General features: G+C 59.1%; 23 protein-coding genes. All 23 read right to left on the bottom strand.

Annotation, left to right across the window (positions count from 1 at the left end):
- Positions 1-6 precede the first annotated feature (6 nt).
- Positions 7-2,067, bottom strand: coding sequence for a flagellar biosynthesis protein FlhA (flhA, locus tag BA177_RS07415; RefSeq protein WP_068614912.1), 2,061 nt, complete (start codon positions 2,065-2,067; stop codon positions 7-9).
- Positions 2,068-2,093: 26 nt separating this feature from the next.
- Positions 2,094-3,215 (bottom strand): flagellar biosynthesis protein FlhB, encoded by a 1,122-nt coding sequence (gene flhB, locus BA177_RS07410; protein ID WP_068614909.1) that lies wholly within the window; start codon positions 3,213-3,215, stop codon positions 2,094-2,096.
- Between the two features lie 13 nt (positions 3,216-3,228).
- Positions 3,229-4,011 carry a flagellar biosynthetic protein FliR gene (gene fliR, locus BA177_RS07405; protein WP_082989956.1) on the bottom strand — a complete coding sequence of 261 codons (783 nt, stop codon included), beginning with the start codon at positions 4,009-4,011 and terminating at the stop codon, positions 3,229-3,231.
- A 43-nt stretch (positions 4,012-4,054) separates the two neighbouring features.
- Positions 4,055-4,324, bottom strand: coding sequence for a flagellar biosynthesis protein FliQ (fliQ, locus tag BA177_RS07400; protein WP_068614906.1), 270 nt, complete (start codon positions 4,322-4,324; stop codon positions 4,055-4,057).
- 10 nt (positions 4,325-4,334) lie between these two features.
- On the bottom strand, positions 4,335-5,060 hold the full coding sequence (gene fliP / locus BA177_RS07395; protein WP_068614903.1) for a flagellar type III secretion system pore protein FliP: 726 nt from the start codon (positions 5,058-5,060) through the stop codon (positions 4,335-4,337).
- Positions 5,057-5,476, bottom strand: coding sequence for a flagellar biosynthetic protein FliO (gene fliO, locus BA177_RS07390; RefSeq protein WP_068614900.1), 420 nt, complete (start codon positions 5,474-5,476; stop codon positions 5,057-5,059). Before fliO ends, fliP begins: the two co-directional genes overlap by 4 nt.
- A 19-nt stretch (positions 5,477-5,495) precedes the next feature.
- Positions 5,496-5,840: a flagellar motor switch protein FliN gene (gene fliN / locus BA177_RS07385; protein WP_068614898.1), complete on the bottom strand. Its 345-nt coding sequence runs from the start codon at positions 5,838-5,840 to the stop codon at positions 5,496-5,498.
- 21 nt (positions 5,841-5,861) lie between these two features.
- Complete coding sequence (locus tag BA177_RS07380; protein WP_068614895.1) at positions 5,862-6,854, bottom strand: flagellar motor switch protein FliM; 993 nt, start codon at positions 6,852-6,854, stop codon at positions 5,862-5,864.
- A gap of 12 nt (positions 6,855-6,866) precedes the next feature.
- Complete coding sequence (locus BA177_RS07375; RefSeq protein ID WP_068614893.1) at positions 6,867-7,415, bottom strand: flagellar basal body-associated FliL family protein; 549 nt, start codon at positions 7,413-7,415, stop codon at positions 6,867-6,869.
- Positions 7,416-7,608: 193 nt separating this feature from the next.
- Positions 7,609-8,973, bottom strand: coding sequence for a flagellar hook-length control protein FliK (locus BA177_RS07370; RefSeq protein ID WP_068614889.1), 1,365 nt, complete (start codon positions 8,971-8,973; stop codon positions 7,609-7,611).
- A gap of 76 nt (positions 8,974-9,049) precedes the next feature.
- Positions 9,050-9,502, bottom strand: a complete 453-nt coding sequence (gene fliJ / locus BA177_RS07365; protein ID WP_068614887.1) for a flagellar export protein FliJ — start codon at positions 9,500-9,502, stop codon at positions 9,050-9,052.
- A gap of 1 nt (position 9,503) precedes the next feature.
- A complete protein-coding gene (gene fliI, locus BA177_RS07360; RefSeq protein ID WP_068614883.1) occupies positions 9,504-10,892 on the bottom strand; it encodes a flagellar protein export ATPase FliI in 1,389 nt (462 codons plus the stop codon).
- The gene (locus BA177_RS07355; RefSeq protein ID WP_068614880.1) at positions 10,889-11,476 is read right to left on the bottom strand and encodes a flagellar assembly protein FliH; all 588 of its coding nucleotides are present in this window, start codon (positions 11,474-11,476) and stop codon (positions 10,889-10,891) included. The genes fliI and BA177_RS07355 overlap by 4 nt, the downstream gene beginning before the upstream one ends.
- Positions 11,469-12,473, bottom strand: coding sequence for a flagellar motor switch protein FliG (fliG, locus tag BA177_RS07350; RefSeq protein ID WP_068614877.1), 1,005 nt, complete (start codon positions 12,471-12,473; stop codon positions 11,469-11,471). The genes BA177_RS07355 and fliG overlap by 8 nt, the downstream gene beginning before the upstream one ends.
- Positions 12,466-14,079, bottom strand: a complete 1,614-nt coding sequence (gene fliF / locus BA177_RS07345) for a flagellar basal-body MS-ring/collar protein FliF (RefSeq protein WP_068614875.1) — start codon at positions 14,077-14,079, stop codon at positions 12,466-12,468. Before fliF ends, fliG begins: the two co-directional genes overlap by 8 nt.
- Before the next feature lie 17 nt (positions 14,080-14,096).
- Complete coding sequence (gene fliE / locus BA177_RS07340; protein WP_068614872.1) at positions 14,097-14,411, bottom strand: flagellar hook-basal body complex protein FliE; 315 nt, start codon at positions 14,409-14,411, stop codon at positions 14,097-14,099.
- A gap of 10 nt (positions 14,412-14,421) precedes the next feature.
- Positions 14,422-15,771 carry a sigma-54-dependent transcriptional regulator gene (locus BA177_RS07335; RefSeq protein ID WP_068614869.1) on the bottom strand — a complete coding sequence of 450 codons (1,350 nt, stop codon included), beginning with the start codon at positions 15,769-15,771 and terminating at the stop codon, positions 14,422-14,424.
- A complete protein-coding gene (locus tag BA177_RS07330; protein ID WP_068614866.1) occupies positions 15,764-16,942 on the bottom strand; it encodes a sensor histidine kinase in 1,179 nt (392 codons plus the stop codon). The genes BA177_RS07335 and BA177_RS07330 overlap by 8 nt, the downstream gene beginning before the upstream one ends.
- Positions 16,943-17,227: 285 nt before the next feature.
- Positions 17,228-18,571, bottom strand: a complete 1,344-nt coding sequence (locus BA177_RS07325; protein ID WP_068614864.1) for a sigma-54 dependent transcriptional regulator — start codon at positions 18,569-18,571, stop codon at positions 17,228-17,230.
- Positions 18,572-18,813: 242 nt separating this feature from the next.
- Entirely contained in the window at positions 18,814-19,110 is a 297-nt protein-coding gene (locus BA177_RS07320) for a hypothetical protein (protein ID WP_068614861.1), read from the bottom strand.
- 24 nt (positions 19,111-19,134) lie between these two features.
- Positions 19,135-19,560 carry a flagellar export chaperone FliS gene (gene fliS, locus BA177_RS07315; protein ID WP_231892500.1) on the bottom strand — a complete coding sequence of 142 codons (426 nt, stop codon included), beginning with the start codon at positions 19,558-19,560 and terminating at the stop codon, positions 19,135-19,137.
- 20 nt (positions 19,561-19,580) lie between these two features.
- Positions 19,581-20,969, bottom strand: coding sequence for a flagellar filament capping protein FliD (gene fliD, locus BA177_RS07310; protein ID WP_068614858.1), 1,389 nt, complete (start codon positions 20,967-20,969; stop codon positions 19,581-19,583).
- Between the two features lie 112 nt (positions 20,970-21,081).
- Complete coding sequence (locus tag BA177_RS07305; protein ID WP_068614855.1) at positions 21,082-21,441, bottom strand: flagellar protein FlaG; 360 nt, start codon at positions 21,439-21,441, stop codon at positions 21,082-21,084.
- Positions 21,442-21,504: the final 63 nt, after the last annotated feature.

The following is a 21,504-nucleotide window of genomic DNA, read 5'->3' as shown; positions in this document are numbered from 1 at the left end:
GAGCGCCTAGCTCACCGCACCGACCATCTGAATCCGCTTGTCGTCCGGAATCTCGTTGTAGGCCAATACGTGCAGGTTGCGAATACCGCGCATCATGCGTGCCAGCCACGGCCGCAGGTTGGGCGGTACCAGCAATACGGCCGGGTCCCCGCTGACTTCCTGCTTCTGTGCCTGCTCGTTGAGCGATTCATGCAACCTCTCCACCAGACCGGGTTCCAGCCCCATGCTCGACCCGTCTCGAGTACTCTCATTCAAGATTCGTTCCAACTCTGGCTCCAGGGTCAAAACAGGTAGCTCAGCCCGCGTCCCTGCTACGTTCTGGACAATCGAGCGACCCAGCGAAACACGCACGGCCGCCGACAAAACGTCAGGATCCTGACTCTTGGCACCGTTTTCCGCCAAGGTTTCGGCAATCCGGCGGATATTCTTCACCGAAATGCCCTCTTCCAGCAGATTCTGCAGAACCCGGGCGATCACACTCATCGGCAGGGTCTTCGGGGTCAGTTCCTCGACCAGTTTGGGCGTGCTGGCAGCCAGCCGATCCAGCAACTGCTGGGTTTCCTCGTGGCCCAGCAGCTCGTGTGCATGGTTCTGCAACAGCTGGCTCAGGTGCGTAGCCACGACTGTGGCCGTGTCGACCACCGTGTAACCCAGCATTTGTGCCTCCTCACGCTGCCCGGCATCAATCCAGTAGGCTTCCAGGCCGAACGCCGGGTCACGGGTCGCGATACCGTTCACCTTGCCGAACACCTGTCCGGGATTGATCGCCAGATCCCGATCGATGTGGACTTCGGCCTCGCCTATAGGCACGCCCATCAGGGAAATGCGGTAAAAGCTCGGACCAAGATCGAGGTTGTCGCGGATATGTACCGGCGGAATCAGGAAGCCCAGATCTTCGGTCAGTTTCTTGCGCACGCCCTTGATCCGGCTCACCAGCGCGCCGTCCCGTGCCCGGTCAACCAGCGGTATCAGTCGATAACCCACGTCGAGGCCAACCATGTCAACGGACGACACGTCCTGCCAGCTCAGGTCCGGCAAACTGGCCAGGCGGCCGCCCTGCTCGGCCGGCTCGGCCTGCGGCCGGGTCGCCTGCTGGCGCTGTTTGGCCATGCGCCACGCGCCCCAGCCACAGGCCGCGGCCAGTGACAGGAAGGCAAAATTCGGCATACCCGGAATCAAACCCAGCACCGTCAGTACCGTCGCCGTCACGATCAATGTGCGGTGATCGGCGAACAGCTGCGTGAACATCTGGGTACCCATGTCCTGCGACTTGGACATGCGCGTGACAATGATCGCAACCGCTGTCGACAGCAGCAGTGACGGAATCTGGGCAACCAGTCCGTCACCGATCGTCAGCAGCGTGTAATTGTGCATGGCCGCGCTGAGCGACAAATCATGCTGGGCGGTACCAATGATGAGACCACCTATGATGTTGATGAACAGTATGAGTATGCCGGCCACTGCGTCGCCGCGAACAAATTTGCTGGCACCGTCCATTGAACCGTAGAAATCCGCCTCTTCGCCGATTTCCTGGCGGCGCAGACGTGCGGCGTCCTGATCGATCACGCCCGCATTCAGATCCGCGTCGATGGCCATTTGCTTGCCGGGCATTGCATCGAGGGTAAACCGGGCGGTGACTTCCGACACGCGACCCGCACCTTTGGTGACAACGACGAAATTGATAATGACCAGAATGCCGAAGATCACCAGACCGACTGCATAGTTGCCGCCAACCACAAACTCACCGAATGCCTCAATAACCTTGCCCGCAGCTCCGGTGCCGGTATGACCGTCCAGCAAGACGACCCGGGTCGATGCCACGTTCAGTACCAGGCGCAACAAGGTCACCACCAGCAAGATGGTTGGGAAGACGCCGAAATCCAGCGGCCTGCCCACGTAAATAGCCGTCAGCAGAATGGCTACCGCCAACGCAATGTTGAAGGTGAACAGAATGTCGAGCGCCATTGGCGGCAGCGGTATCATGACCATCGCCAACATCGTCAACAGCATGAGCGGTACACCCAATCCGCGAACAATATCGCTTGCCAGACCCTTCGAATTTGCCATGCTGTTATTCCGTCAAAAAAGTTAAGTTAGAACTGACTCTCGTCGACCACGGGATCCGGTCGCTCTGGCCACTTGTGCGCCGGCAAAGCCGCGTCGCGAATCTGAAAGATGTAAGCAAGCACCTGCGCCACCGCGCTGTACAATGCGCCGGGAATTTCCTGGCCCAGCTTGGTGCTGCGGTAGAGCGAACGCGCCAACGGCGGTGCCGAGAACAACGGCACGCGGTTGTCGGTCGCGATCTCGCGTATCCGTGCGGCGATGAGGTCCTTGCCTTTTGCAACCACCCGCGGCGCACCGCTGCCGTTCGGGTCGTACTTGAGCGCAACAGCAAAATGCGTTGGGTTGGTAATGACAACGTCGGCCGTTGGCACGTCCTCCATCATGCGCCGCTGGGCGGCTTGCTGTTGCATCTGGCGTATCCGGCCCTTCACTTCCGGTCGGCCTTCGGTTTCCTTGAATTCGTCGCGAATTTCCGTGCGCGTCATTTTCAGTTTTTTCTGGTAGCTCCAGAGCTGAAACGGCACATCCGCCATTGCTATGAGTATCAAGCCGCAACTGATTACCAACAGCGACACGCCGCAAAGCTGCAATGCCGCCAGTACCGCTTCCTTCACTGGCTGCCGCCCAAGCATCAGCAGCTCGTCAACCGACCACCACAGCCAGAGCACCGCGATCAGGCCAACAATAAAAAACTTGGCCATCGACTTGACCAGTTCATTCAGGCTGTTCGCGCTGAAAATTCGCTTCAGTCCTTTAATCGGGTCCATACGGCTGCCTTTGAAGGCCGCCGCTTTCATACTGAATGACCAACCGCCGATCAGTGTTGCACTGCCGAATACCGCCAGTAACAAAACGATCGCCAGTGGTGCCAGACCGAGCATGGCTTCTACCGCAGCAGCGCCGAAAGCCCGCGGCAAGTAACTGGGATCGAACATGGCCGCACGTTCAATGGAAAAAGACCGTTCAAAGCCGCCGACTATTGACGAGCCCAATGGCGCCGCAAGAAACAACAAGGCCGATGCGCCGGCCAACATGACGCCGGTCATCGTCAATTCGCGTGACCGGGGAACGTCGCCCTTTTTGCGCGCGTCTTCACGGCGCTTGGGTGTCGCTTGTTCAGTACGGTCCTGTAGCTGCTCGTCAGCCATTTTCTCGTTCTCTCTAGCGGCTGTTAAGCAGCGCGGGTAGCATTTCCAACGCGTCGGCTGTCGAACGCGACACGTTCTCCGTCAGGCTGCCCATGCTGAGAAAAATGACCACGAAGCCCAATAACATCGCAACCGGAAAGCCGACTGCGAACAGGTTCAAGGTCGGTGCGGCACGACTCATCACGCCGAATGACAGGTTCACCACAAGCAGAGCGGTAATCGCCGGCAGCGCGATTTTCAAGGCCACCACGAAGACCTGACCCGACCAGCTCAGCAGAAACGAAACGGCCCCTTGAGTCAGGCCAGCTCCGGCAATCGGCAAGATACGGAAGCTCTCGCCAATCAGTTGTATTAGTGCCAGGTGTCCGTCGAGCGACAGAAAAATCAGCATCCCGAGCATCAGGAAAAATTGACCCAGCACCGGAATATTGACGCCGCGCTGACGGTCCAGAAATACCGCGAAGCCGAGACCCATGCTCATTGCTACAACCTGGCCGCCCAGCGCAATCGCATCGAATATCAGCTGCACTGCAAACCCCATCGCAATGCCTATCGCCAGTTCCTGAAGGATAATAATGACCCCGGCGAAGCTCAGAAAATTGACCGTTATCGCTGGCTGCAGAACCGGCGCGATGACCAGCGTCAGCACCAGCGCGATCATCAGGCGTACGCGACCCGGCACAAAGCTGCCACCAATCACAGGCATGACCATAACGAATGCCGCTACCCGGACGAACGGCCATAGATACACGGCGATCGACTCGAACAACGGACCTATGGTCAGGTTCAGATTCACTCTTCTGTCTCTTGTTCATGGCAACCTCGCGGCATAATCGGGCCTACGAAATAAGTGATGGAATTTGCGCCATCAGTTGTTGTGTGTAGTTCACTATCACACCCAGCATCCACGGACCGGCGATGATCAGTGCGGCAACGATGACCAGCAGTTTCGGTATGAAGCTCATCGTCATCTCGTTAATCTGTGTGGCCGCCTGAAACATGCCGACCAGCAAGCCCACAGCGAGCGCCGACAGCAACAGCGGTGCTGCGATGAGCATCGTTACCCACAGGGCTTCCTGGCCAATCGTCGTGACGGTTTCTGGTGTCATGTCGTTGGCCTCAGGTGTAGAAACTGGAAGCGAGCGTACCGAGCACCAGCGCCCAGCCATCGACCAGCACAAACAACATGATCTTGAACGGCAGCGAGATGAGCATGGGCGACAACATCATCATGCCCATGGACATCAGCACGCTCGAGACGACCAGGTCGATTACCAGAAACGGAATGAAAATCAGAAAACCAATCTGGAACGCGGTCTTGAGTTCACTCACCATAAACCCCGAAACAACGATCGAGAGCGGTATGTCGTCCACTGACGTTATGTCGGTGCGCTGACCGATGTTGGCAAACAACTCCAGATCACTTTCGCGGGTCTGATCGAGCATAAATCCACGCAGCGGTGCGACGGCCCGCGTGAATGCCACCTCGGTGGATATTTCGTCGTTCATGTACGGCTTCACGGCATCGGCGTACACGCTGTCGATGACCGGCGTCATGATAAAAAACGTCAGAAACAGCGCGATTCCGAGCAAGACCTGATTCGGCGGTGTTTGTGCGGTGCCGAGCGCCTGGCGAAGTATCGACAGCACAATAATGATGCGCACGAAGGCCGTGGTGGAAAGTATGGCCGCTGGCAACAAAGTCAGCAGCGTCATCAAAACCAGAATTTGCAGACTCAGCGAAAACGACTCGCCGGTTGGGCCCGTTACGGTTACCGGTTCGACCTGGGCGAATGACAGAGCAGGCAGCAGGAATAACGTCAGTGCAAAAACGGTGCGGCTCATTTCTGCTGCCCCTTGACGGCGGCTCGCAAGCGCTCGGCGAAGCCGTTGGCGGGTACCTCTGCTATCGCCACCGGGTCATCGAAGACGTGCAGGGTTTGCACCTGGCTGCTGGTCATGCCGACCAGCAGCTGTTTGTCGGCTACCTGCAGCAACAACACACGCTCCCGGGTACCGAGCGGCTGGCTGGCAACGATACGAATAAGGTCGCCACTGGCACCGCGCATTTTCCGGGTACGCGAATACAACCAGCCCGTAACCAGGATTGCACCGATTACCAGGATCAGGCCCGTGCCCATGTTCAGCACGTCGTCTGCACCAACCGGTGCTGCACGCGGAACGGTTGCCGCTACAGCCGGCACCGTCTGCAGTACCGAGCACACCGCGATCAATGCGGTGTTATGAATTACGCGAATCATTGCGTTAATCGTCCCGAACTCAGTTAATAGTCTTGATGCGTTCGGCAGGACTGACAACGTCAGTGAGACGGACACCGAATTTGTCATCGACGACGACAATTTCGCCGTGCGCGATCAGTGTGCCGTTAACCAGCACGTCCATAGCCTGACTCGCATCCCGGTCAAGTGCGATGACCGAGCCTTCCACCAACTTGACCAGTTCACGTATGGGCACTTCGGTCGAACCCACCCGCAGCGTCACGTTGACCGGCACATCAAGTACCAGGTCCAGATTGACATCCGCACCGTTGTTGGCCGCTTTGCCAGCGCCCAGCTCATCCGGCGCGAACTGCTCGCCACTCGTCTCTTGCTGTTGTTCACTCATCTCAATTGTTCCTCAGAAAGTTCAGTTGCTGTTCTGTGACTCCAGCCACGCGACCGCTTCAACGGCATTGCGTCCGGCCTGTACACCAAAACGCCCTTCTATCAAGGGCACGCCGTGTGCAAGGACTGTCGCAACCCGTGGCGTGTCGATGCCGATTACATCGCCAGGAGCCAGGTTCACCAGTTCACCGAGAGTCATGCGTGCGTGGCCTACGTTGGAGCTGAGATCCACGATGACGTCGATCATTCGGCGACGCAGTACTTTCTCCCAGCGTTGGTCTTCGGCGTGGTCGCGTTCCCGACGTTTGCCTTCCAGCGCCGGGCGCAAGGACGCTACTGTGTTCACCGGCCACACCACGCTGAATGAGGCGCGCTGTTCATTGCCCTCACCGATCGTGACTTCGAATTCGCTGGCGATGATGCTCTCGGCGGGAGCGATGGACTCGACCAGATCAAGACCGATACGCGTTTCAGCGCGTTCGGTTTTGAGGTCGCGCAGCGGCAACCAGACCGCGTGCATGGCTGTAAAAATTTCGCGAACCAGCAGTTGCAGAATGCTGAGCGCGCCTGCCGAATGCGCGGTATCGGTGCTGGCCTCGGACTCCGGACTATTGCCGCCGAAGAACGCTTCGACCAGCGGACTGACGAGCTCGGAGTCGAACACGATCAATGCTTCACCGGGCAGCGGTGCAGCAGTGAAACCAACCACGACACAGCGTGCCGGCCAGAGTTCGCTGTAATCCGCAAAAACCTGCTGGCGAATGGCGCGAGCCGAGATATCGACTTCAACTTGCAGCAAACCGGCGGTGCTCTCGGCAAGCCGCGAAGCAAATTGTTCATTCATGCTCTCGAGGCGCGGAAAACTGTTACTGACGATGCGTGCACGTGGGCCAATTACGTACGGCTTGACGGTCTTGTATTGCGGGCCGTCTGCCGACTGCACTTCAATGGCACCGGAAGAAACGCCTTCCAGCAGCGCATTCTTTTCATCGTCCGACAGAACCTGTTCAGTCATGGTGGGCTCCGGCTACTGGATGATCAGACTGGTGAAATACAGGGCTTCGACGTTCGGCTTCCCGATACGGGCGGTGAGCACGTCCTGAATTTCTTTCAGACCGTCAGCCAGCATCTGTTCCTTGCCGGCGCGGGTGGTGATGTGCTCGTAAGACACCCCGCCGTACAACAGGATCAGGTTGTTCCGAATCAGAGGGGTGTGGTCTTTAACCGCGTCGATAACATCCTGATCGCGGGCCATGACTTCCATTTCAATTTGCATGAAATGCTGATCACCAACCGCGTCACGGAAATTGACCACCATGGCGGGGTGCAAACCGGTGTACAGCTCAGGCCCACCCGCATTGGCCGGCCTTGCCACGGCTTCCGCCGCTTCCTCGGCGAGCGGCTCGTCCGCTGCCGGTGCCAGCATGTTCTGCACAACAGGGCCTGCGAACAGGCCAGCGGCCAGGAGCGCCACTGCGCCGCCGCCGATCATGAGTTTTTTTATCAGTCCGCCGCTCGCGGGGGCCGCGTCAGCTTCCGGTTGACCGTCAACGGTCGCTGTATCTGTGTCTGCCATCTCAAGCTCCAGTAGTTCTTAACGAACCCTGATGCAAGCCTTATGCCAGAACTGATACCGAGCATTTTCGGTAGAATTTTCAGTAAATTAGATCATATACGTAATGAGCTGATGCGTATGCTACGTCGGAATATTGGCGTATCCGGCACGCCTGCCGGTACCCACCGGCAGCGCCGTCAGAATTCCGACACGCTCAGACAAACGTGTCCACGAGGCCATTGCTGGTGCTCACTGTGGGCACGATGCTCGCCTCGTCCTCCTCGGTGTCGCCGAGTAAGGAATCGTGACCACCCAGACGGTCATCGTCCCGACCGGATTCACCCCGATCGTGCCGGACACCGTCGCCGTTCACGTCGGCATTGGTCAGGTTCAGGCCCTCACCGCTGAACAGCTCCCGCAAACGCGGCAACGCCTGTTCGATGGCATCGCGGGTCACGGCATGCTGGGCCGTGAACGTCACCTGCGCCTGGTTCTCTTCCATAATGATCTTGATACGGATGGGCCCCAGTTCGGCCGGGTTCAAGCGTATCTCGGCGCTGTCGAGCTTCTGCCCGGCCATCCAGGTGACCCGCTCCCCGAGGGCCTCCCCCCAGCGGGCATCCGTAACCGGCAAGTTAAGAGTAGCCGCCGCTGCTGGCAATGCCGGTGCCGTACTGCTCGGACCGGCCAGCGGTGCGGCGGCCATGGGCTGGATTCGCGGCAACGTATCCTGTGCCTCGAGCCGAATTTCCTTGCCGCCGGCCAATAGCTCAGCAAACTCCTTACCCGGGCCAGCGGCAACATCGACAGTCGCCGCCGGCGTCGGTGAGAGCACCGGGTTCTGCGCATCACGCAGCAGCGGCGCCGGTTCCGCCGGCAGGGACGGTAGCGGCGGCTGTGCCGCACTGGCCTGCCCATTGACGGTGGCAACGGCCGTCTCGCCCGTCACCAGACCGGGCAAGGCGGTGTATGCCCGCGCATTGCTGTCAGAACGGGTATCCGTGGCGGCAACAGAATTATTGCCGGCCAGTACCGTCCGTGGAGCCGCAAAAGGTACGGTCACTACTTGTGCAGGGTCAGTGGCCGGCGCTGCCGCGGCGGCCTCAGTGACCATCTCGGTATTCGGGTTCAATGTGGGCAGCATGCGCTGCAAAGCGGCCAGTTCGGTATCCGTCGATGCCTCTGTCGCGGGTTCAAGAGCGACCGGGTCGGCGCTTGCCTTGGGGTTCACGCCGGATTCAATTCGCGGCAGGCCGCCCTGGAGCAGCTCACTCGGTGCTTCCGGCAATGCCTGCACGACGCTGTCCACCGCCATACTGCTGGCACTATCGAGGCTCGGCGTCGGCAATTCCAGCGTCGTGTCAGCTTCCCGCAGCGGCAATTCTTTGCCGCTGGCCGGCAGCCATTCGCCGCTACGTGTCGCAACCGACTCTTTCGGCGGCACGGCAGCCGTCAGCATCTCAGCGAAGCCGCGGACCGGCAATTCGGTGCCCTCCTTGCCCTGCGCGCCTTGTTTCGTCGTACTTCCGGCGAAAGGCAATCGATAGTCTGATTGAGTTAACTCGGGTAACGGCAGCATGCAAAGTCCTTATTGCTGAGCGCGGGCGACGGGCCCGCCGGCATCCTTACTGTAGGGGGAGCAAGTTCCATGCCAGTCATCGTGTTGCCCGGGAGAAAAGGTGGGCGCGGGCGGGCAGGTCGTCCTGCACCTTTTGTTCCTGCCGCTCATCTTCGCGGACAGCATCGGTCCGGTAGCGATCGACTACCTTTTGCAGGGATTCCATTTTCTGCCGCTTAAGCATCCAGCGTTTACGGTGAGCATCGCGATTCTGCTTGCTGTTCATCACCAGTTCCTGCTGGGCGCGCACGGCTTCATCCAGGCGGTGCAGGAAATTCTGATAGTCGGCCCACTGCACGCTGCTGATTGTGCCCTTGACGCCATTCGGTCGGCGGCTGGCGTATTCGCGGCGGTATTCCTGCAATTCCTGCAGCCGTTTCTCATTGTCGCCCAGCAGCCGTTGCGCCTCGCCCATGGCGCGGCAGAACTTGCGTTCTTCGGTTTCCGCCAGGTGCTGTACGCGTTGAATGCGATCGGCTTTGTCATTCATTTCACGCCGCCTCGCCCGGCTTGTTCACCGCGGGTGCCAGCAGTTTGCGCAACTGTTGCAGGCTGTCACCGAAACTTACCGCGCCTTTGTGCTCCTGGCGCAAGAAGTCCAGCATCGCTGACCACAGCGCAACCGCCTCGTCCACCCGTGGGTCGGAGCCGCGCTGGTACGCACCCACCGCGATCAGATCCTTGTGTTCCTGGTACGTCGCGTAGATCTGCCTGAAGCGACTGATCAGCGCTTGCTGTTCGCCACCCGTGATGTTGGACAACGCACGGCTGACAGAGGCTTCGACGTCGACGGCGGGGTACAGCCCTGCTTCGGCCAGTTTCCGCGAGAGCACGATGTGACCATCCAGGATCGCTCGCGAGGCATCCACAATAGGGTCATTCTGGTCGTCGCCTTCGGCCAGCACCGTATAGATGGCGGTGATGGAACCGCCGCCGACCGCGCCATTGCCCGCGCGTTCAACGAGCTGCGGCAATTTGGCAAACACTGACGGCGGATAGCCCTTGGTCGCAGGCGGCTCACCGATTGCCAGCGCGATCTCACGCTGAGCCTGGGCGAAGCGCGTTAACGAGTCCATGAGCAGTAGTACGTTCTTTCCCTGATCGCGGAAATGCTCAGCAATCGCTGCCGACAACCAGGCTCCGTGCATACGCATCAACGGCGTGTCATCGGCGGGCGTGGCAACGACCACGGCCTTGTGCATCGTTTCACTACCCAGCGTCAGGTCGATGAATTCTTTGACCTCCCGGCCCCGTTCCCCGATCAGACCCACCACCACGACATCAGCGTTGGTGTTACGCGTCATCATGCTCAGCAACATGCTCTTGCCGACGCCCGAACCGGCAAACAGGCCCATACGTTGCCCGCGGCCGATCGTCAACAAAGAGTTAATGGAACGGACACCAACGTCCAGCGGTTCACGAATAGGTTGTCGCGCCAGCGGATTAATCGGCTGGCCGACCAGCGGCACGCTGTGTTTGCGTTCGATAGGCTTGCCGCCGTCCAGCGGACGACCACGGCCGTCGAGAACCCGGCCAAGCAAATCATCGCCAACCGTTACTTCAGGCACGCCGGGAATCGGCACAACCCGCGCATTCGGCACGATGCCGCGCATTTCACCTTGCGGCATCAGGAACAGGCGGTCGCCTGAGAATCCCACCACTTCGGTTTCGACCCGATGGCCGTCTTCAACGACCACGTCACAACGTCCGCCGACAGCAGCGAAACAACCTTCCGCCTCCATGGCCATACCCACTGTGCGCCGCAGGCGTCCTTCGACCACCAGCTTCGGTGCTTCTTTGTTTGCCCGCTCGAGGTAACGCGCCAGACCACGCGCACGCTTTTCACTGCGGTTAGTTGCAGGGCCGGCCGGCAAGCTCATGTGTGCCGCTCGTTGCCCGCAATGGACGCGATCAACGCGTTCAGGCGGGTTTCGTTTTGAGCATCGATTTGCGATGCCTCCGTGCTCACCTGGCAGCCGCCGCGTGCAATAAGCGGATCTTCAACAATCGACCATGCTCTCTCGTTGTCACTACTGGACAAGGACTCACGGACCAGAATGGCATCGTCAGGATGCAGGTGTACTTTGATATCGCGGCAGGCGACAGGCAGCAAGCGGATCGCCTCGCGCACCACCCCGATCACGTGGCTCGGATCGCTTTTGAGCTCGCGACGAAACAACTGCCGAACGGCACTCATCGCCAGTTCCAGCAGTTGCTGTTCGACGACTTCGTCAAGCTCATCGAGTGGCCGGGCCTGGGCCTGCAGCAATTCATCCAGCCGGCGAACCCGCTCGGCCAGTTCCTGCTCACCGGCTTTGAGGCCCTCGGCATAGCCTTGCGCGAACGCTTCTTCGTGCGCCTGTTCCTGCAATTCCTGCAAGCGGCTGGCCGTCGGGTAACCCTGCCCTGATGAGCCGTCAATAGCGGGCACCTGCCAGCGTTCGGCGGCGTTTGAATCAGACATACTCTTCACCGCCCTGGCCCAGATCGAGATCGCCGGCATCCGCCATCCGACGGGCTATGTCCAGAATTTCCTTCTGCGCAATTTCCACTTCGCTCAGCTTGATCGGTCCGCGAGCTTCCATGTCCTCCGACAGCAATGCCGCCGCGCGTTTGGACATGTTGCGCAGAATCTTGTCTCGTACCGCCGGGTCGCAGCCCTTCAGGGCGACAACCAGCAAGTCGTTCGATACTTCGCGCAACAAGGACTGGATGCCACGGTCATCAACGTTCAGCAATGTATCGAAGACAAACATCATTTCCTGAATGCGATTGGACAGGTCTTCGTTACGTTCTTTGATTTTCTCCAGGATCTCTTCGCCTTTGGCAGAGCCCAGCGAATTGATGATATTCGCCGCGACTTTGTCGCCGCCCACTTTTTCGCTACCTGAAGACTTCTTGTTGCTCGATTTGTTGGCGATCAGATTCTCAATCTCCGCGAGCGCGCTCTGTTGCACGTCACTGAGGCGAGCGATACGGATTAGCACTTCCGTGCGCAATTCCTCGGGCAACAGGCCGATAACTTCGGCCGCCTGTTCGCTGTCAAGATAGGCAATGATGATCGCGACGATCTGCGGATGTTCGCCGTCGACAATCTCGGCCACATCCTTGGAGCTCATCCATTTCAGTTCGTCCAGGCCGCGCGCATCCTGACCAATCATGATGCGGTCGATAAACGCGTTCGCTTTGCCGGCACCGAAAGCCCCGGTCAGCACTTTACGAACGTAGTCCTCGGTGCCCACACCGAAAGCGGTCTGCTCTTCCACCTCGGTAATAAAGCGGTCCAGGACCACGTTCGCCTGATCGCGGGAAATGTTCTTTAACGATGCCATGGCCGTACCAATGCTTTGCACTTCACGCGGCCCCATGTACTTGAGCACTTCCGCGGCATCGGCCTCACCCAGCGTCATCAACAACAGTGCCGCTCGTTCAGTGCCTTTCAGTTGCTGCGCTTCACTCATCGGTACTTACCCACTTCCTGACCACTTGTGCGACACGCGCAGGATCGGCACCTGTTATGTTGCGCGCCGCTGAAATCTTGTCATCAAAGCTGGGAGCCGGAAGACTGCCCGCCATGCTGCCCGCGGGCATCAGTTCGGCACCGGCACCTCCGGCGTAAGGCGCATTGCCGGCGGCATTGCCGCCTGCCAGCAGCTTGCCCAGCAGCGGTCGAACCAGACCGAAGCCCAGCGCCAGAACCAGCAGCGCACCGAGGATCTGTTTCAACGTGCCCTGCATGGCCGGGTTTTCCCAGAACGGAGGCTCTTCTATGTCATCGAGTGCTGGCGCGCTGCGAAATGCCGCGTTCACTACGACCACAGTGTCGCCACGGGACTCATCGAAACCGACGGCTTCCTTAACCAGGGTCGTGAAGCGATCAATGTCTTCCGTTGTAAATGCTTGCGGGTCGCCGCCTTCCTCAAGCGGGCTGTCGTCAACCAGAACCGCAACTGACAGCCGCTGTATCGTGCCGCTTTGCGGCCGTACATGGCTGATTGTTCGGTCGACTTCAAAATTACGGGTACTGCTGCGCGACGAATTGGTCGCGCTCTGGGTTTGTGTAGTGCTCGTTTCCGGGGTATCCGCCGCCGTTTCCGGTGGCTGGTTACTCAATGCGCCGGGAATACCTTCGGCGGCACTGCCACTGCCGCTGCGGCGTTCTTCGCTGATTTGTTCGCTGCGCAACGCAGTACTGGCCGGGTCATACGTTTCGCGGGTTTCTTCCGTGACCGTAAAGTCCAGACTGGCCACAACTTGTGCACGTACGCGGCCAGGTCCAACGAGCGGCGTTAGCAAGTCCTGTATCCGCCGGGTGTAGATGTCCTCAAGTCGTTGCGCGTGCTTGAACTGATTAACCGCCTGCGCGTCGCCCCACTGGTCGCCAGCCGAGCTCAACATCCGACCGTACTGGTCGATCACGGTTACATTCTTCGCGGTCAGGTTGGGCACACTGGATGCAACCAGGTTGACGATCGCCGCTGCCTGATCCGCTTCCAGCGCGCCGCCAGCGCCAAGTTGCAGGAGCACTGAAGCACTCGCGCTCTTCTGATCGCGCAGGAACGCCGTCTGTTTGGGCAGCGCAAGATGCACCCGAGCTTCACGTACCGCACCAAGACTGGTGATTGTGCGTGCCAGTTCCGCCTCAAGTGCGTGCTGGTAGCGGGCGTTCTCCATGAACTGACTGACGCCGAAACTGGACTGATCCTGCAACAGGTTCATGCCACCGCCACTGCTTTGTGCCAGTCCCTGGCCGGCAACCTGCATGCGGGCATCGTGCAGTTTCGCGTCCGGCACCATGATGCTGCCGTTGTCGCTCATCTTGTAGTCGATCTCGGCGCCTTGCAGGACCTCGATCACCTGTGCCGCTTCTGTGGCATCAAGATTGCCGTACAGCTGCGAATAGCTCGGTGTCTGCGACCACAGGAAAATCGTGAATCCCGCCGCCACGGCCGCCGCTACTCCCACGAGCAACATAACCTGTCGCACCGCCGGAATCTGGATGACACCACCGAGATTGATCTGACTCATCGGCATACCCGATGACTGAACTATTGCTGAGTTTTCCATGTGCTTCGTTTACGTCCTTAAACGGGCATGTTCATGATTTCCTGATACGCATTAACGAGCTTGTTGCGTACTTCGGTCATTGCGCGGAACGACAAGTCCGCTTTCTGCGAGGCGATCATCACTTCGGCCAGACTCGCGTCGGTCGCGCCGGTCTCGAACGCCTGTTTCATTGCGGCTGAAGTCTGTTGCGTGCTGTTGACTTCGGTGATCGCGTTCTTCAGCAGATCACCAAAGCCGCTGCCAGCCGCCGGCTGAGCCGCTTGCGGACCGTGCAGTTCCGACTGCATGGCACGTATTTGGCTAAGCAATTGTTGTGGGCTGATTTCGCTCATCGGTCGATCCTCATCCGTACAGCGTTGATGATTGGACGGTGTCGGCATCGACACCTTCGTCGCGCATACGCGCTAATTTGTAACGCAGCGTTCGCGGGCTGATGCCCAGTGCTTTCGCCGCAGCAGAACGTTTGCCGTGATGGGCGCCCAGGGCACTGCGGATACGCTCGTATTCGTGCTGTTTTACTTCGTCCTGCAGGCTGGCAGCCGCGGGCGTGGCAGCGACTTGTGGCGCTGCGTCGCATTCTTCGAACGCCAGATCCGCTGCCCGGACCGTCGCACCACCCAGCATGATCAGGCTGCGCTGCACAAGGTTATCCAGTTCGCGAACATTGCCGGGCCAGTCGTGGCTCAGCAGGCGTTCGACCGCACACTCCGCCAGAATCGGCCGCGGTCCGCTGGTATTGTGATGACGCGCGATGGCCAGCTCCGTCAACGGCAAAATGTCACCGCGGCGCTCGCGCAATGGCGGGATTCGCAAAGGAAAGACGTTCAGCCGGTAGTAAAGATCCTCCCGAAACGCGCCGTCACTAACGCATTGTCGTAGGTTGCGGTTAGTGGTCGCGAGCACACGTACGTCCAGCGCGATCGTGGTCCGGCCGGCCAGTCGCTCCACTTCGCGTTCCTGGATGACCCGTAGCAGTTTGGCCTGCAAGGACAGATCCATTTCACTGATCTCGTCGAGCAGCAAGGTACCGCCTTCGGCCTGTTCGAATTTACCGGGATGCGCCGACGTCGCGCCGGTGAATGCGCCCTTCTCGTAGCCGAACAGGACGGCCTCGAGCATGTTCTCGGGAATGGCCGCACAGTTGATTGCGACGAAAGGCTTGTCTCGGCGCAAGGAACGATCGTGAATGAATCGGGCAAATACTTCTTTGCCGCAACCGGACTCACCACTGATGGTCACCGTCGCATCACTGCGTGCGACACGTTCGGCAATGCGCAGCAGTTCGATGGTCTTTGCATCGCCGGCTATTGGTTGACTGTCGGCGACATCCGCATGCATGTACCGGTCCACGACAGCGATCAGCTCATCGGCAGCAAACGGTTTCACGAGGTAGTCCGATGCCCCGTCGCGCATGACATCAACCGCGTTTTCTATCGTGCCGTAAGCCGTCATCAGGACCGCGGGCATGGCCGGGTGCTGCCGGCGAATTTCGCTGAGCAGCTGATGGCCGCTCATCGGCTCCATTTGAATATCACTGACCACCAGCCCTACGCGTTCACGGCCGAGAATGCTCAGGGCTTCCGCCCCGCTGCCCGCAGACAGCACCGGGTAGCGGCCGCTGGCCAGGGTATCGGACAAGGCGCCGCGCAGATTGGCGTCGTCTTCAACAATTAATACGGCAGCATCATGCATGGCAAAAACCCCGCTCAGGTGCGCGTTGCGCGGACGGGATTGCCGCTGCCGGCAAGCACAAAGAGACGGTGGTGCCTTGGCTGCCGGATTCGAGTACGACTTCACCCTGATGGGCATCGACAACCGAGCGCACCACGGCAAGACCCAAACCCGTACCTTGCGGCCGGGTCGTGAAAAACGGTTCGAAAACTCTGCCGAGTTCGTTCTCAGGAATGCCGCAGCCGTTATCAGACACGGTCAGGCAGATGCGATCTGCATCCCGCCAGGCACCGAGATCGACCCGGCCTTCATCGCCCGATGCGATCAGGGCATTGTCCAGCAGGTTCAGCAATGCCCCTTTCAGGGCACCGCGATTACCCGCGATACGCAGATTGCTGTCGGCAATATTGACGGCTACGCGTGACGCAGCCTCCATCGGTAATGAGCCCGTCTCGGCAACATCGGCAAGCAGCAATGCAACGTCGATGCCTTCGTCGTCCTGATTCGAGCCCGAGGCAAACTGCAACATGTCAGCAACCATCCGGTCGAGTTCGCGCAATCGCGCAACTACTTTGCCACCGGGGCTGGCATCCGAGCAGTCGCCCGGTGACATCTGTGAGGCATACAACAAGGCGGAGGCCAGCGGTGTGCGAATCTGGTGGGCCAGTCGGGCGGTCATTTCACCGATTGCCGACAAGCGCTGCTGGCGCGCCAGCATCTCGGTCATCCGCCGGGTTTCTGACACATCCGTCAGCAACAGGATTTCGCCAAGGTCGCGACCCAGACGCCGGCGTTGCAAGCTCAGCACCCGGCCGTCGTGCAATTGCAGCTCGCCGTCGGCATTGTCGACCGGGGCAAACTCGCGTTTTGCAACTTCCGACCAGGGTCGATCCAGCAACGGCTGATTGAGCAGCCGGGCCGCTTCCGCATTGCATTCACTGATTACGCCATGACAATCCAGAACGACAACCGCACCGGGCAACGCTTCAAGAGTATTCGCCAGCTGTTCGCTCAGACGTTCTTTTGCCAGCAACTCGCGGTGTCTGGCCGACTGCGCCTCGTCGAGTCGCGCCGTAAGACTGGCAACTTGCTGCTGCAGCTCGCGATACGAACTCTCGAGCAGTGCAGACTGCTCGTTGAACGCATTGAACGCGGACTCTAGCGTAGCGGCATTGGTAACGCTGGCGATCACTTATGAACTCCGAAATTCCTCTTCCTGCCCTATAAAAGCAAGATATGTGCCAATGTGACCTCTATTACAAATCAATAAGTTACGATGATCGACAGGCACTTTCAGTGTCGGAAAACTGACGCGTGGCGGGCAACTGACGGATCCCGGCTGCAGGCCCTGAAAATGACGGGCGCAAGCCCGCTGAGTACTACGCGAGCACCAGGTCAGCCCGCTTCGCGGTGGTCGTGGGTTTTTGATGAGGGCCGTGCAATGCACAGCCTTGCGGCCGGCCGTGATTGCCGTGCGTCAGGCGATGCCGTATTTGTTGATCTTTTCCAGCAATGTCGTGCGCTGCATTTGCAGTCGCCGCGCAGCTTTGGCAACGACACCGTCAGTCGCCGCCAACGCCTGCACGATGAGATCGCGCTCAACGTCCTGCAGGTATTGCTTCAGATTGGCGGTCGTCGCACTGGCGACAGACGACGAAGCCGTCGAATGCCCGGCATCCGGCGCTGCCGTTTCCGCCGTCTGGTACTTCCGCGGAAGATCCGCAAGATCGATCTCGCCTTTAGGGAACATGATCGCCAGACGCTCAACCAGATTACTCAGTTCACGAATATTGCCCGGCCAGGGGTAGCGCGCGAGCGCCGCAATGGCCGCGGGTGTCAGGCGCAAGGTGCTGTCCGACCCGGGCACGTGCTGCGTCAGCAATTCGTCCAGCAGAGCCGGCAGATCGGCCGCGCGTTTGCACAAGGGCGGCATTTCGATCGGGAACACATTGAGGCGGTAAAAAAGGTCTTCGCGAAACGTGCCATCGGCAACCATGGCCGGCAAATCGCGATGGGTAGCGGCAATGATGCGCACATTGCAATGTTGTGTCGCATTGCTGCCGACCCGTTCAAACGTGCGCTCCTGCAATACCCGCAGGAGTTTGACCTGCATGGGCAGGCTCATATCGCCTATTTCGTCCAGAAACAGCGTGCCGCCTTCGGCCAGCTCGAAGCGCCCTACCCGCGTGCTGACCGCACCGGTGAACGCACCTTTTTCGTGGCCAAACAGTTCGCTTTCCAGCAAATCGGGGGGTATGGCGCCGCAATTAATGGGTACGAACGGGCGTGCGGCACGTTCGGAAAGGTCGTGAATCGTTCGCGCGACCAGCTCCTTGCCGGTGCCGGATTCACCGGTAACCAGCACGTTGGTATCGAAGTCCGCAACCTGTTCGATCATCTTGCGGACCTTGCGAATGGTGCGCGAACTGCCGGTAAGCCGTTGTCGCTGGTCGCGACCGTCGTAGCGTTCAGCCCGCTTCAGCAGTTGTTGCAGCTGCGCGCGGCGAATCGGTAATTCGAGCGGCCAGCCGTGTTTTTTCGCAAGCTCGCTGTCGCGCGTGGAAGATGCCAGCAAGACCGGCATGTTGGGTCGGGTACTCAGCAAGTCATTGACCGCAGTCTCCAGCTCGCCACCGACGATGGTGTCGCCGAGCATGACGGCAATGCCGCTGTCGAGGTCGATGTCCTGCAGTGCTTGCGGGTCTGCCGCGACCATGGGTTCGTAGTTCAGGAAACGCAGGCGGTGGCTGAGCTCTGCCGCCCGATCAATGTTCTCGTCCATGACGAGTACTCTGGCTTGACTGGTCTTGCTGTTGTTCATCGTGCCTTTCCAAAACTCTCAGATGCCGGGTGGCAACTGCAGTGGGGAAAAGCATAGTCGTCCGCGCCCACTCCTGAACGTGACCGGACTCACAGTTAATCAAGATATTGTCAAATTATTGGCGGTATCTGGTTCATTCCACGAAGATTTCGCCCGGCGCTGGATTTTTGACGCTGCCTCTGCGATTTTTTGCATACCTGTGGTTTCAGGTACAACTAATTATCCAATTGACCAGGGCGGGATCAGCGATTCGCCCGGTATATGTCTGTCGCCTTGCGGCCCCGCTGCAGTTTGGCAAGATCACCGGCCAGCTCCAGGCGCGCGCTCTTGGCCAGCGCCAGCAACCGGTCCGTCGATTTCTGCGCCGCCCGCAGTGCCGCCCTGCGGTCCGGGCCGGTCATGTGCTCGAGCATGGCGTTGCGTTCGGTCATCAACGTCTCGACCTCCTCCCAGCGGCTGCCCGCCGCCGACACTTCGATACGCCGGTGCAATTCTGCCAGCGCCGCAAGTGTCGTCGGGGGATGTTGGGAATTAGCCATCAGTCTGTTCTGGTCGGCACCGGCTTACGCCAGTCCGGCCGCCACCGGTTGCTCGGCAATTTCATCGCCGATCGCATCCCAGGCTTCTTTCACCTGGCGCATCAGACCGGCAACTTCCTGCAGAATCTGGTCATCGTTTTTCAGGTTGGCTTCCAGCAGGCGACGCGACATATAGTCGTACAGTGCATCGAAGTTGCCGCTCAGATCTGAATCCACTTTGTGATTCAGGCTGGCTTGCAGGCCACTGATGATGCCGATCGCATCACCGATGTGCCTTCCTTTTTCGCTAATGGCATTGCGCTCCAGATGGCCGCGGGCAATGGCGATTTTCGCCAGCGCACGCTCCATCATCAGCTGCACGAGCCGGTAGGGTGACGCACTTTCCACGGCCTGCCGTGTTCCTACCTGCCGGTATTCGCGCATTGCTGTCATCCCGCTGTTCTGCATCATGTCATCGTCCCTGATTCTTATTAGTCGCCAGACCCACCAATACTCGGCAACGAAGCCAACTGTTGGGTCAGGAAGTTACTGGTGTTTGAGAGTTGCCCAACCAAGGCATCAAGCGCATTGAACTGGCGCAACAACCGGGTCTCGAGCAACTCCAAACGCTCATTCAAACGATCACGTTGCTCGCTGTATTGTTCGATAGTGGTATTGAGACCGTCAGTGCGGGTCGTCAGTGGCCCGTCATCATCAAGAAAGCCGTCAACGCGCTCGAAAAGGCGAACAGCGAAGCCGTTCTCGCTGGCAAACAACTGGCCAACGTTGTTGAAATTGTCGGCAAGGGCGGCGTCGAGGTCTTCCGGGACAACACTCATGGTGCCATCCAGGCCAATTTCGATACCGATTTCGCGTAAGGTATTAAAGGTCGCGCCCAGATCACCGATGCTGGTACTCATCTCCCGACGCAACTGGTCACGCACAGCGCGCAAAGAGGAATCACCCAACAACGGTCCGGCGATTTCAGACTCGGCATCGAACGAGGTCAACTGATCGAACGTCGCCACGAGTTGGTTGTAACTTTCGACAAACTCGTTTACCCGCAATTTGACCGCGGCGGTGTTGTTTTCGACCGCCAACGTTTCCGTACTGCCGGCGTTGCTCGCATGAACCTCGATGGTGACGCCATCAATGGCGCCGGTAATGCTGTTGCTGCTACTGGTGACATCCAGGCCATCGATACGTATCAGTGCATCCTGTGCCGCAATGCTTTCGGTTAATGAATTCAGCCCGTTTGCCGGGTCGTACGCCAGCGCTGCGAGTCCACCGTCGCCACCGCTCTGCGTTACCGTGATTGAATTTGCCGCGCCAGTGTTGTCAGCGCTTAAAATGAGGTAACTGCCCCCCGCCGCATTAACGATGGTTGCCGCCACGCCGCTGTTGTCGGTAGCCAGGTTGATCGCATCGCGAATACCCGACAACGTGTTGTTTTCTTCGTCAACTTCGATACTGAAAGCAGTACCGCCGACGTCCAGTTGCAACGTCCCAGTACCGACAATCGCGTCCGCATCGGCGAACGCGCCTGATTGCAGCTTCTGTGCGCTGGCGGTGTTGACGACCTCGACCGCGTAACGCGCGGGCAGTGCGTTGCTATTAACATTGACGGAGAAAATTTCGTCGTTACCAGAGCTGGCCTGCCGGGTCAGAAAGTTGTTCAGCGTACGCATGCCGTCCAGCTTGTCGCGAAACTCGGACAGCGACGATTTGAGCGTACCGAAAGCACTCAGGCGGGCCTGCGCCTTGGCCTCGCCGGTGGCTATTCTGCGTTCGGCCGGCTGACCTTCAGCCGCAACCAACTGGCTTACCAGGCTGCTGACATCCAGTCCCGATCCGATACCCGTGGAAATTATGCTGGCCATATACTCGGTTTCTGCTTCTCGTTGTACGTAAGTGGGGCTGCACACGGCAGCGGTACCGAAAATTAATACAAGTTCCGTGCCAAGCGATTGACAAAAGCGGCAGGTCTCGACGTCAGACGATTTCGTCGTACAGTCTCACCATCAGCGCGCCGTTTTCCTGGCGGGTTGGCGACACTTTCTCCGGCGGTATTTGCCGGATTATCTCGCCCGTTTCCCGGTCCAGCACCTGAATCACGGAGCGTCCGCTGTCCAGGTTCACTTCAAAGCGCAGATCCCGACCGATTGACTGCGTCTCCAGGTTGAGCTGTTCAACTACGGCCTCAAGGTCAACTTGCTCCGACTCAACCGGCAAAATTTTGCCGTCTGCCGGGGTCGGCTTGCCGCGTTGTTCAATCGCACCTGGCGCCGCCGGTTTCACCAAAATTCGGTGCAAACCCGTGCCGGAGTTCGAATTTGCTGCTATTTCCGACATGACTGACTCCTGAAAAATCCGGTAAGGCAGCATCCGTGCCGCCTTACCGGCTTATTCTTCCTT

This window comes from Woeseia oceani (assembly GCF_001677435.1).
In the GTDB taxonomy this organism is placed as follows: Bacteria; Pseudomonadota; Gammaproteobacteria; order Steroidobacterales; family Woeseiaceae; genus Woeseia; species Woeseia oceani.
This window is presented reverse-complemented; position numbering and strand designations above follow the sequence as displayed.

What these genes read in the sequence shown, in the direction of transcription:
- flhA (WP_068614912.1), bottom strand. Translation starts at nt 2,067, where the DNA reads ATGGCAAATTCGAAGGGTCTGGCAAGCGATATTGTTCGCGGATTGGGT.
- flhB (WP_068614909.1), bottom strand. Translation starts at nt 3,215, where the DNA reads ATGGCTGACGAGCAGCTACAGGACCGTACTGAACAAGCGACACCCAAG.
- fliQ (WP_068614906.1), bottom strand. Translation starts at nt 4,324, where the DNA reads ATGACACCAGAAACCGTCACGACGATTGGCCAGGAAGCCCTGTGGGTA.
- fliP (WP_068614903.1), bottom strand. Translation starts at nt 5,060, where the DNA reads ATGAGCCGCACCGTTTTTGCACTGACGTTATTCCTGCTGCCTGCTCTG.
- fliO (WP_068614900.1), bottom strand. Translation starts at nt 5,476, where the DNA reads ATGATTCGCGTAATTCATAACACCGCATTGATCGCGGTGTGCTCGGTA.
- fliN (WP_068614898.1), bottom strand. Translation starts at nt 5,840, where the DNA reads ATGAGTGAACAACAGCAAGAGACGAGTGGCGAGCAGTTCGCGCCGGAT.
- BA177_RS07380 (WP_068614895.1), bottom strand. Translation starts at nt 6,854, where the DNA reads ATGACTGAACAGGTTCTGTCGGACGATGAAAAGAATGCGCTGCTGGAA.
- BA177_RS07375 (WP_068614893.1), bottom strand. Translation starts at nt 7,415, where the DNA reads ATGGCAGACACAGATACAGCGACCGTTGACGGTCAACCGGAAGCTGAC.
- BA177_RS07370 (WP_068614889.1), bottom strand. Translation starts at nt 8,973, where the DNA reads ATGCTGCCGTTACCCGAGTTAACTCAATCAGACTATCGATTGCCTTTC.
- fliJ (WP_068614887.1), bottom strand. Translation starts at nt 9,502, where the DNA reads ATGAATGACAAAGCCGATCGCATTCAACGCGTACAGCACCTGGCGGAA.
- fliI (WP_068614883.1), bottom strand. Translation starts at nt 10,892, where the DNA reads ATGAGCTTGCCGGCCGGCCCTGCAACTAACCGCAGTGAAAAGCGTGCG.
- BA177_RS07355 (WP_068614880.1), bottom strand. Translation starts at nt 11,476, where the DNA reads ATGTCTGATTCAAACGCCGCCGAACGCTGGCAGGTGCCCGCTATTGAC.
- fliG (WP_068614877.1), bottom strand. Translation starts at nt 12,473, where the DNA reads ATGAGTGAAGCGCAGCAACTGAAAGGCACTGAACGAGCGGCACTGTTG.
- fliF (WP_068614875.1), bottom strand. Translation starts at nt 14,079, where the DNA reads ATGGAAAACTCAGCAATAGTTCAGTCATCGGGTATGCCGATGAGTCAG.
- fliE (WP_068614872.1), bottom strand. Translation starts at nt 14,411, where the DNA reads ATGAGCGAAATCAGCCCACAACAATTGCTTAGCCAAATACGTGCCATG.
- BA177_RS07335 (WP_068614869.1), bottom strand. Translation starts at nt 15,771, where the DNA reads ATGCATGATGCTGCCGTATTAATTGTTGAAGACGACGCCAATCTGCGC.
- BA177_RS07325 (WP_068614864.1), bottom strand. Translation starts at nt 18,571, where the DNA reads ATGAACAACAGCAAGACCAGTCAAGCCAGAGTACTCGTCATGGACGAG.
- BA177_RS07320 (WP_068614861.1), bottom strand. Translation starts at nt 19,110, where the DNA reads ATGGCTAATTCCCAACATCCCCCGACGACACTTGCGGCGCTGGCAGAA.
- fliS (WP_231892500.1), bottom strand. Translation starts at nt 19,560, where the DNA reads ATGATGCAGAACAGCGGGATGACAGCAATGCGCGAATACCGGCAGGTA.
- fliD (WP_068614858.1), bottom strand. Translation starts at nt 20,969, where the DNA reads ATGGCCAGCATAATTTCCACGGGTATCGGATCGGGACTGGATGTCAGC.
- BA177_RS07305 (WP_068614855.1), bottom strand. Translation starts at nt 21,441, where the DNA reads ATGTCGGAAATAGCAGCAAATTCGAACTCCGGCACGGGTTTGCACCGA.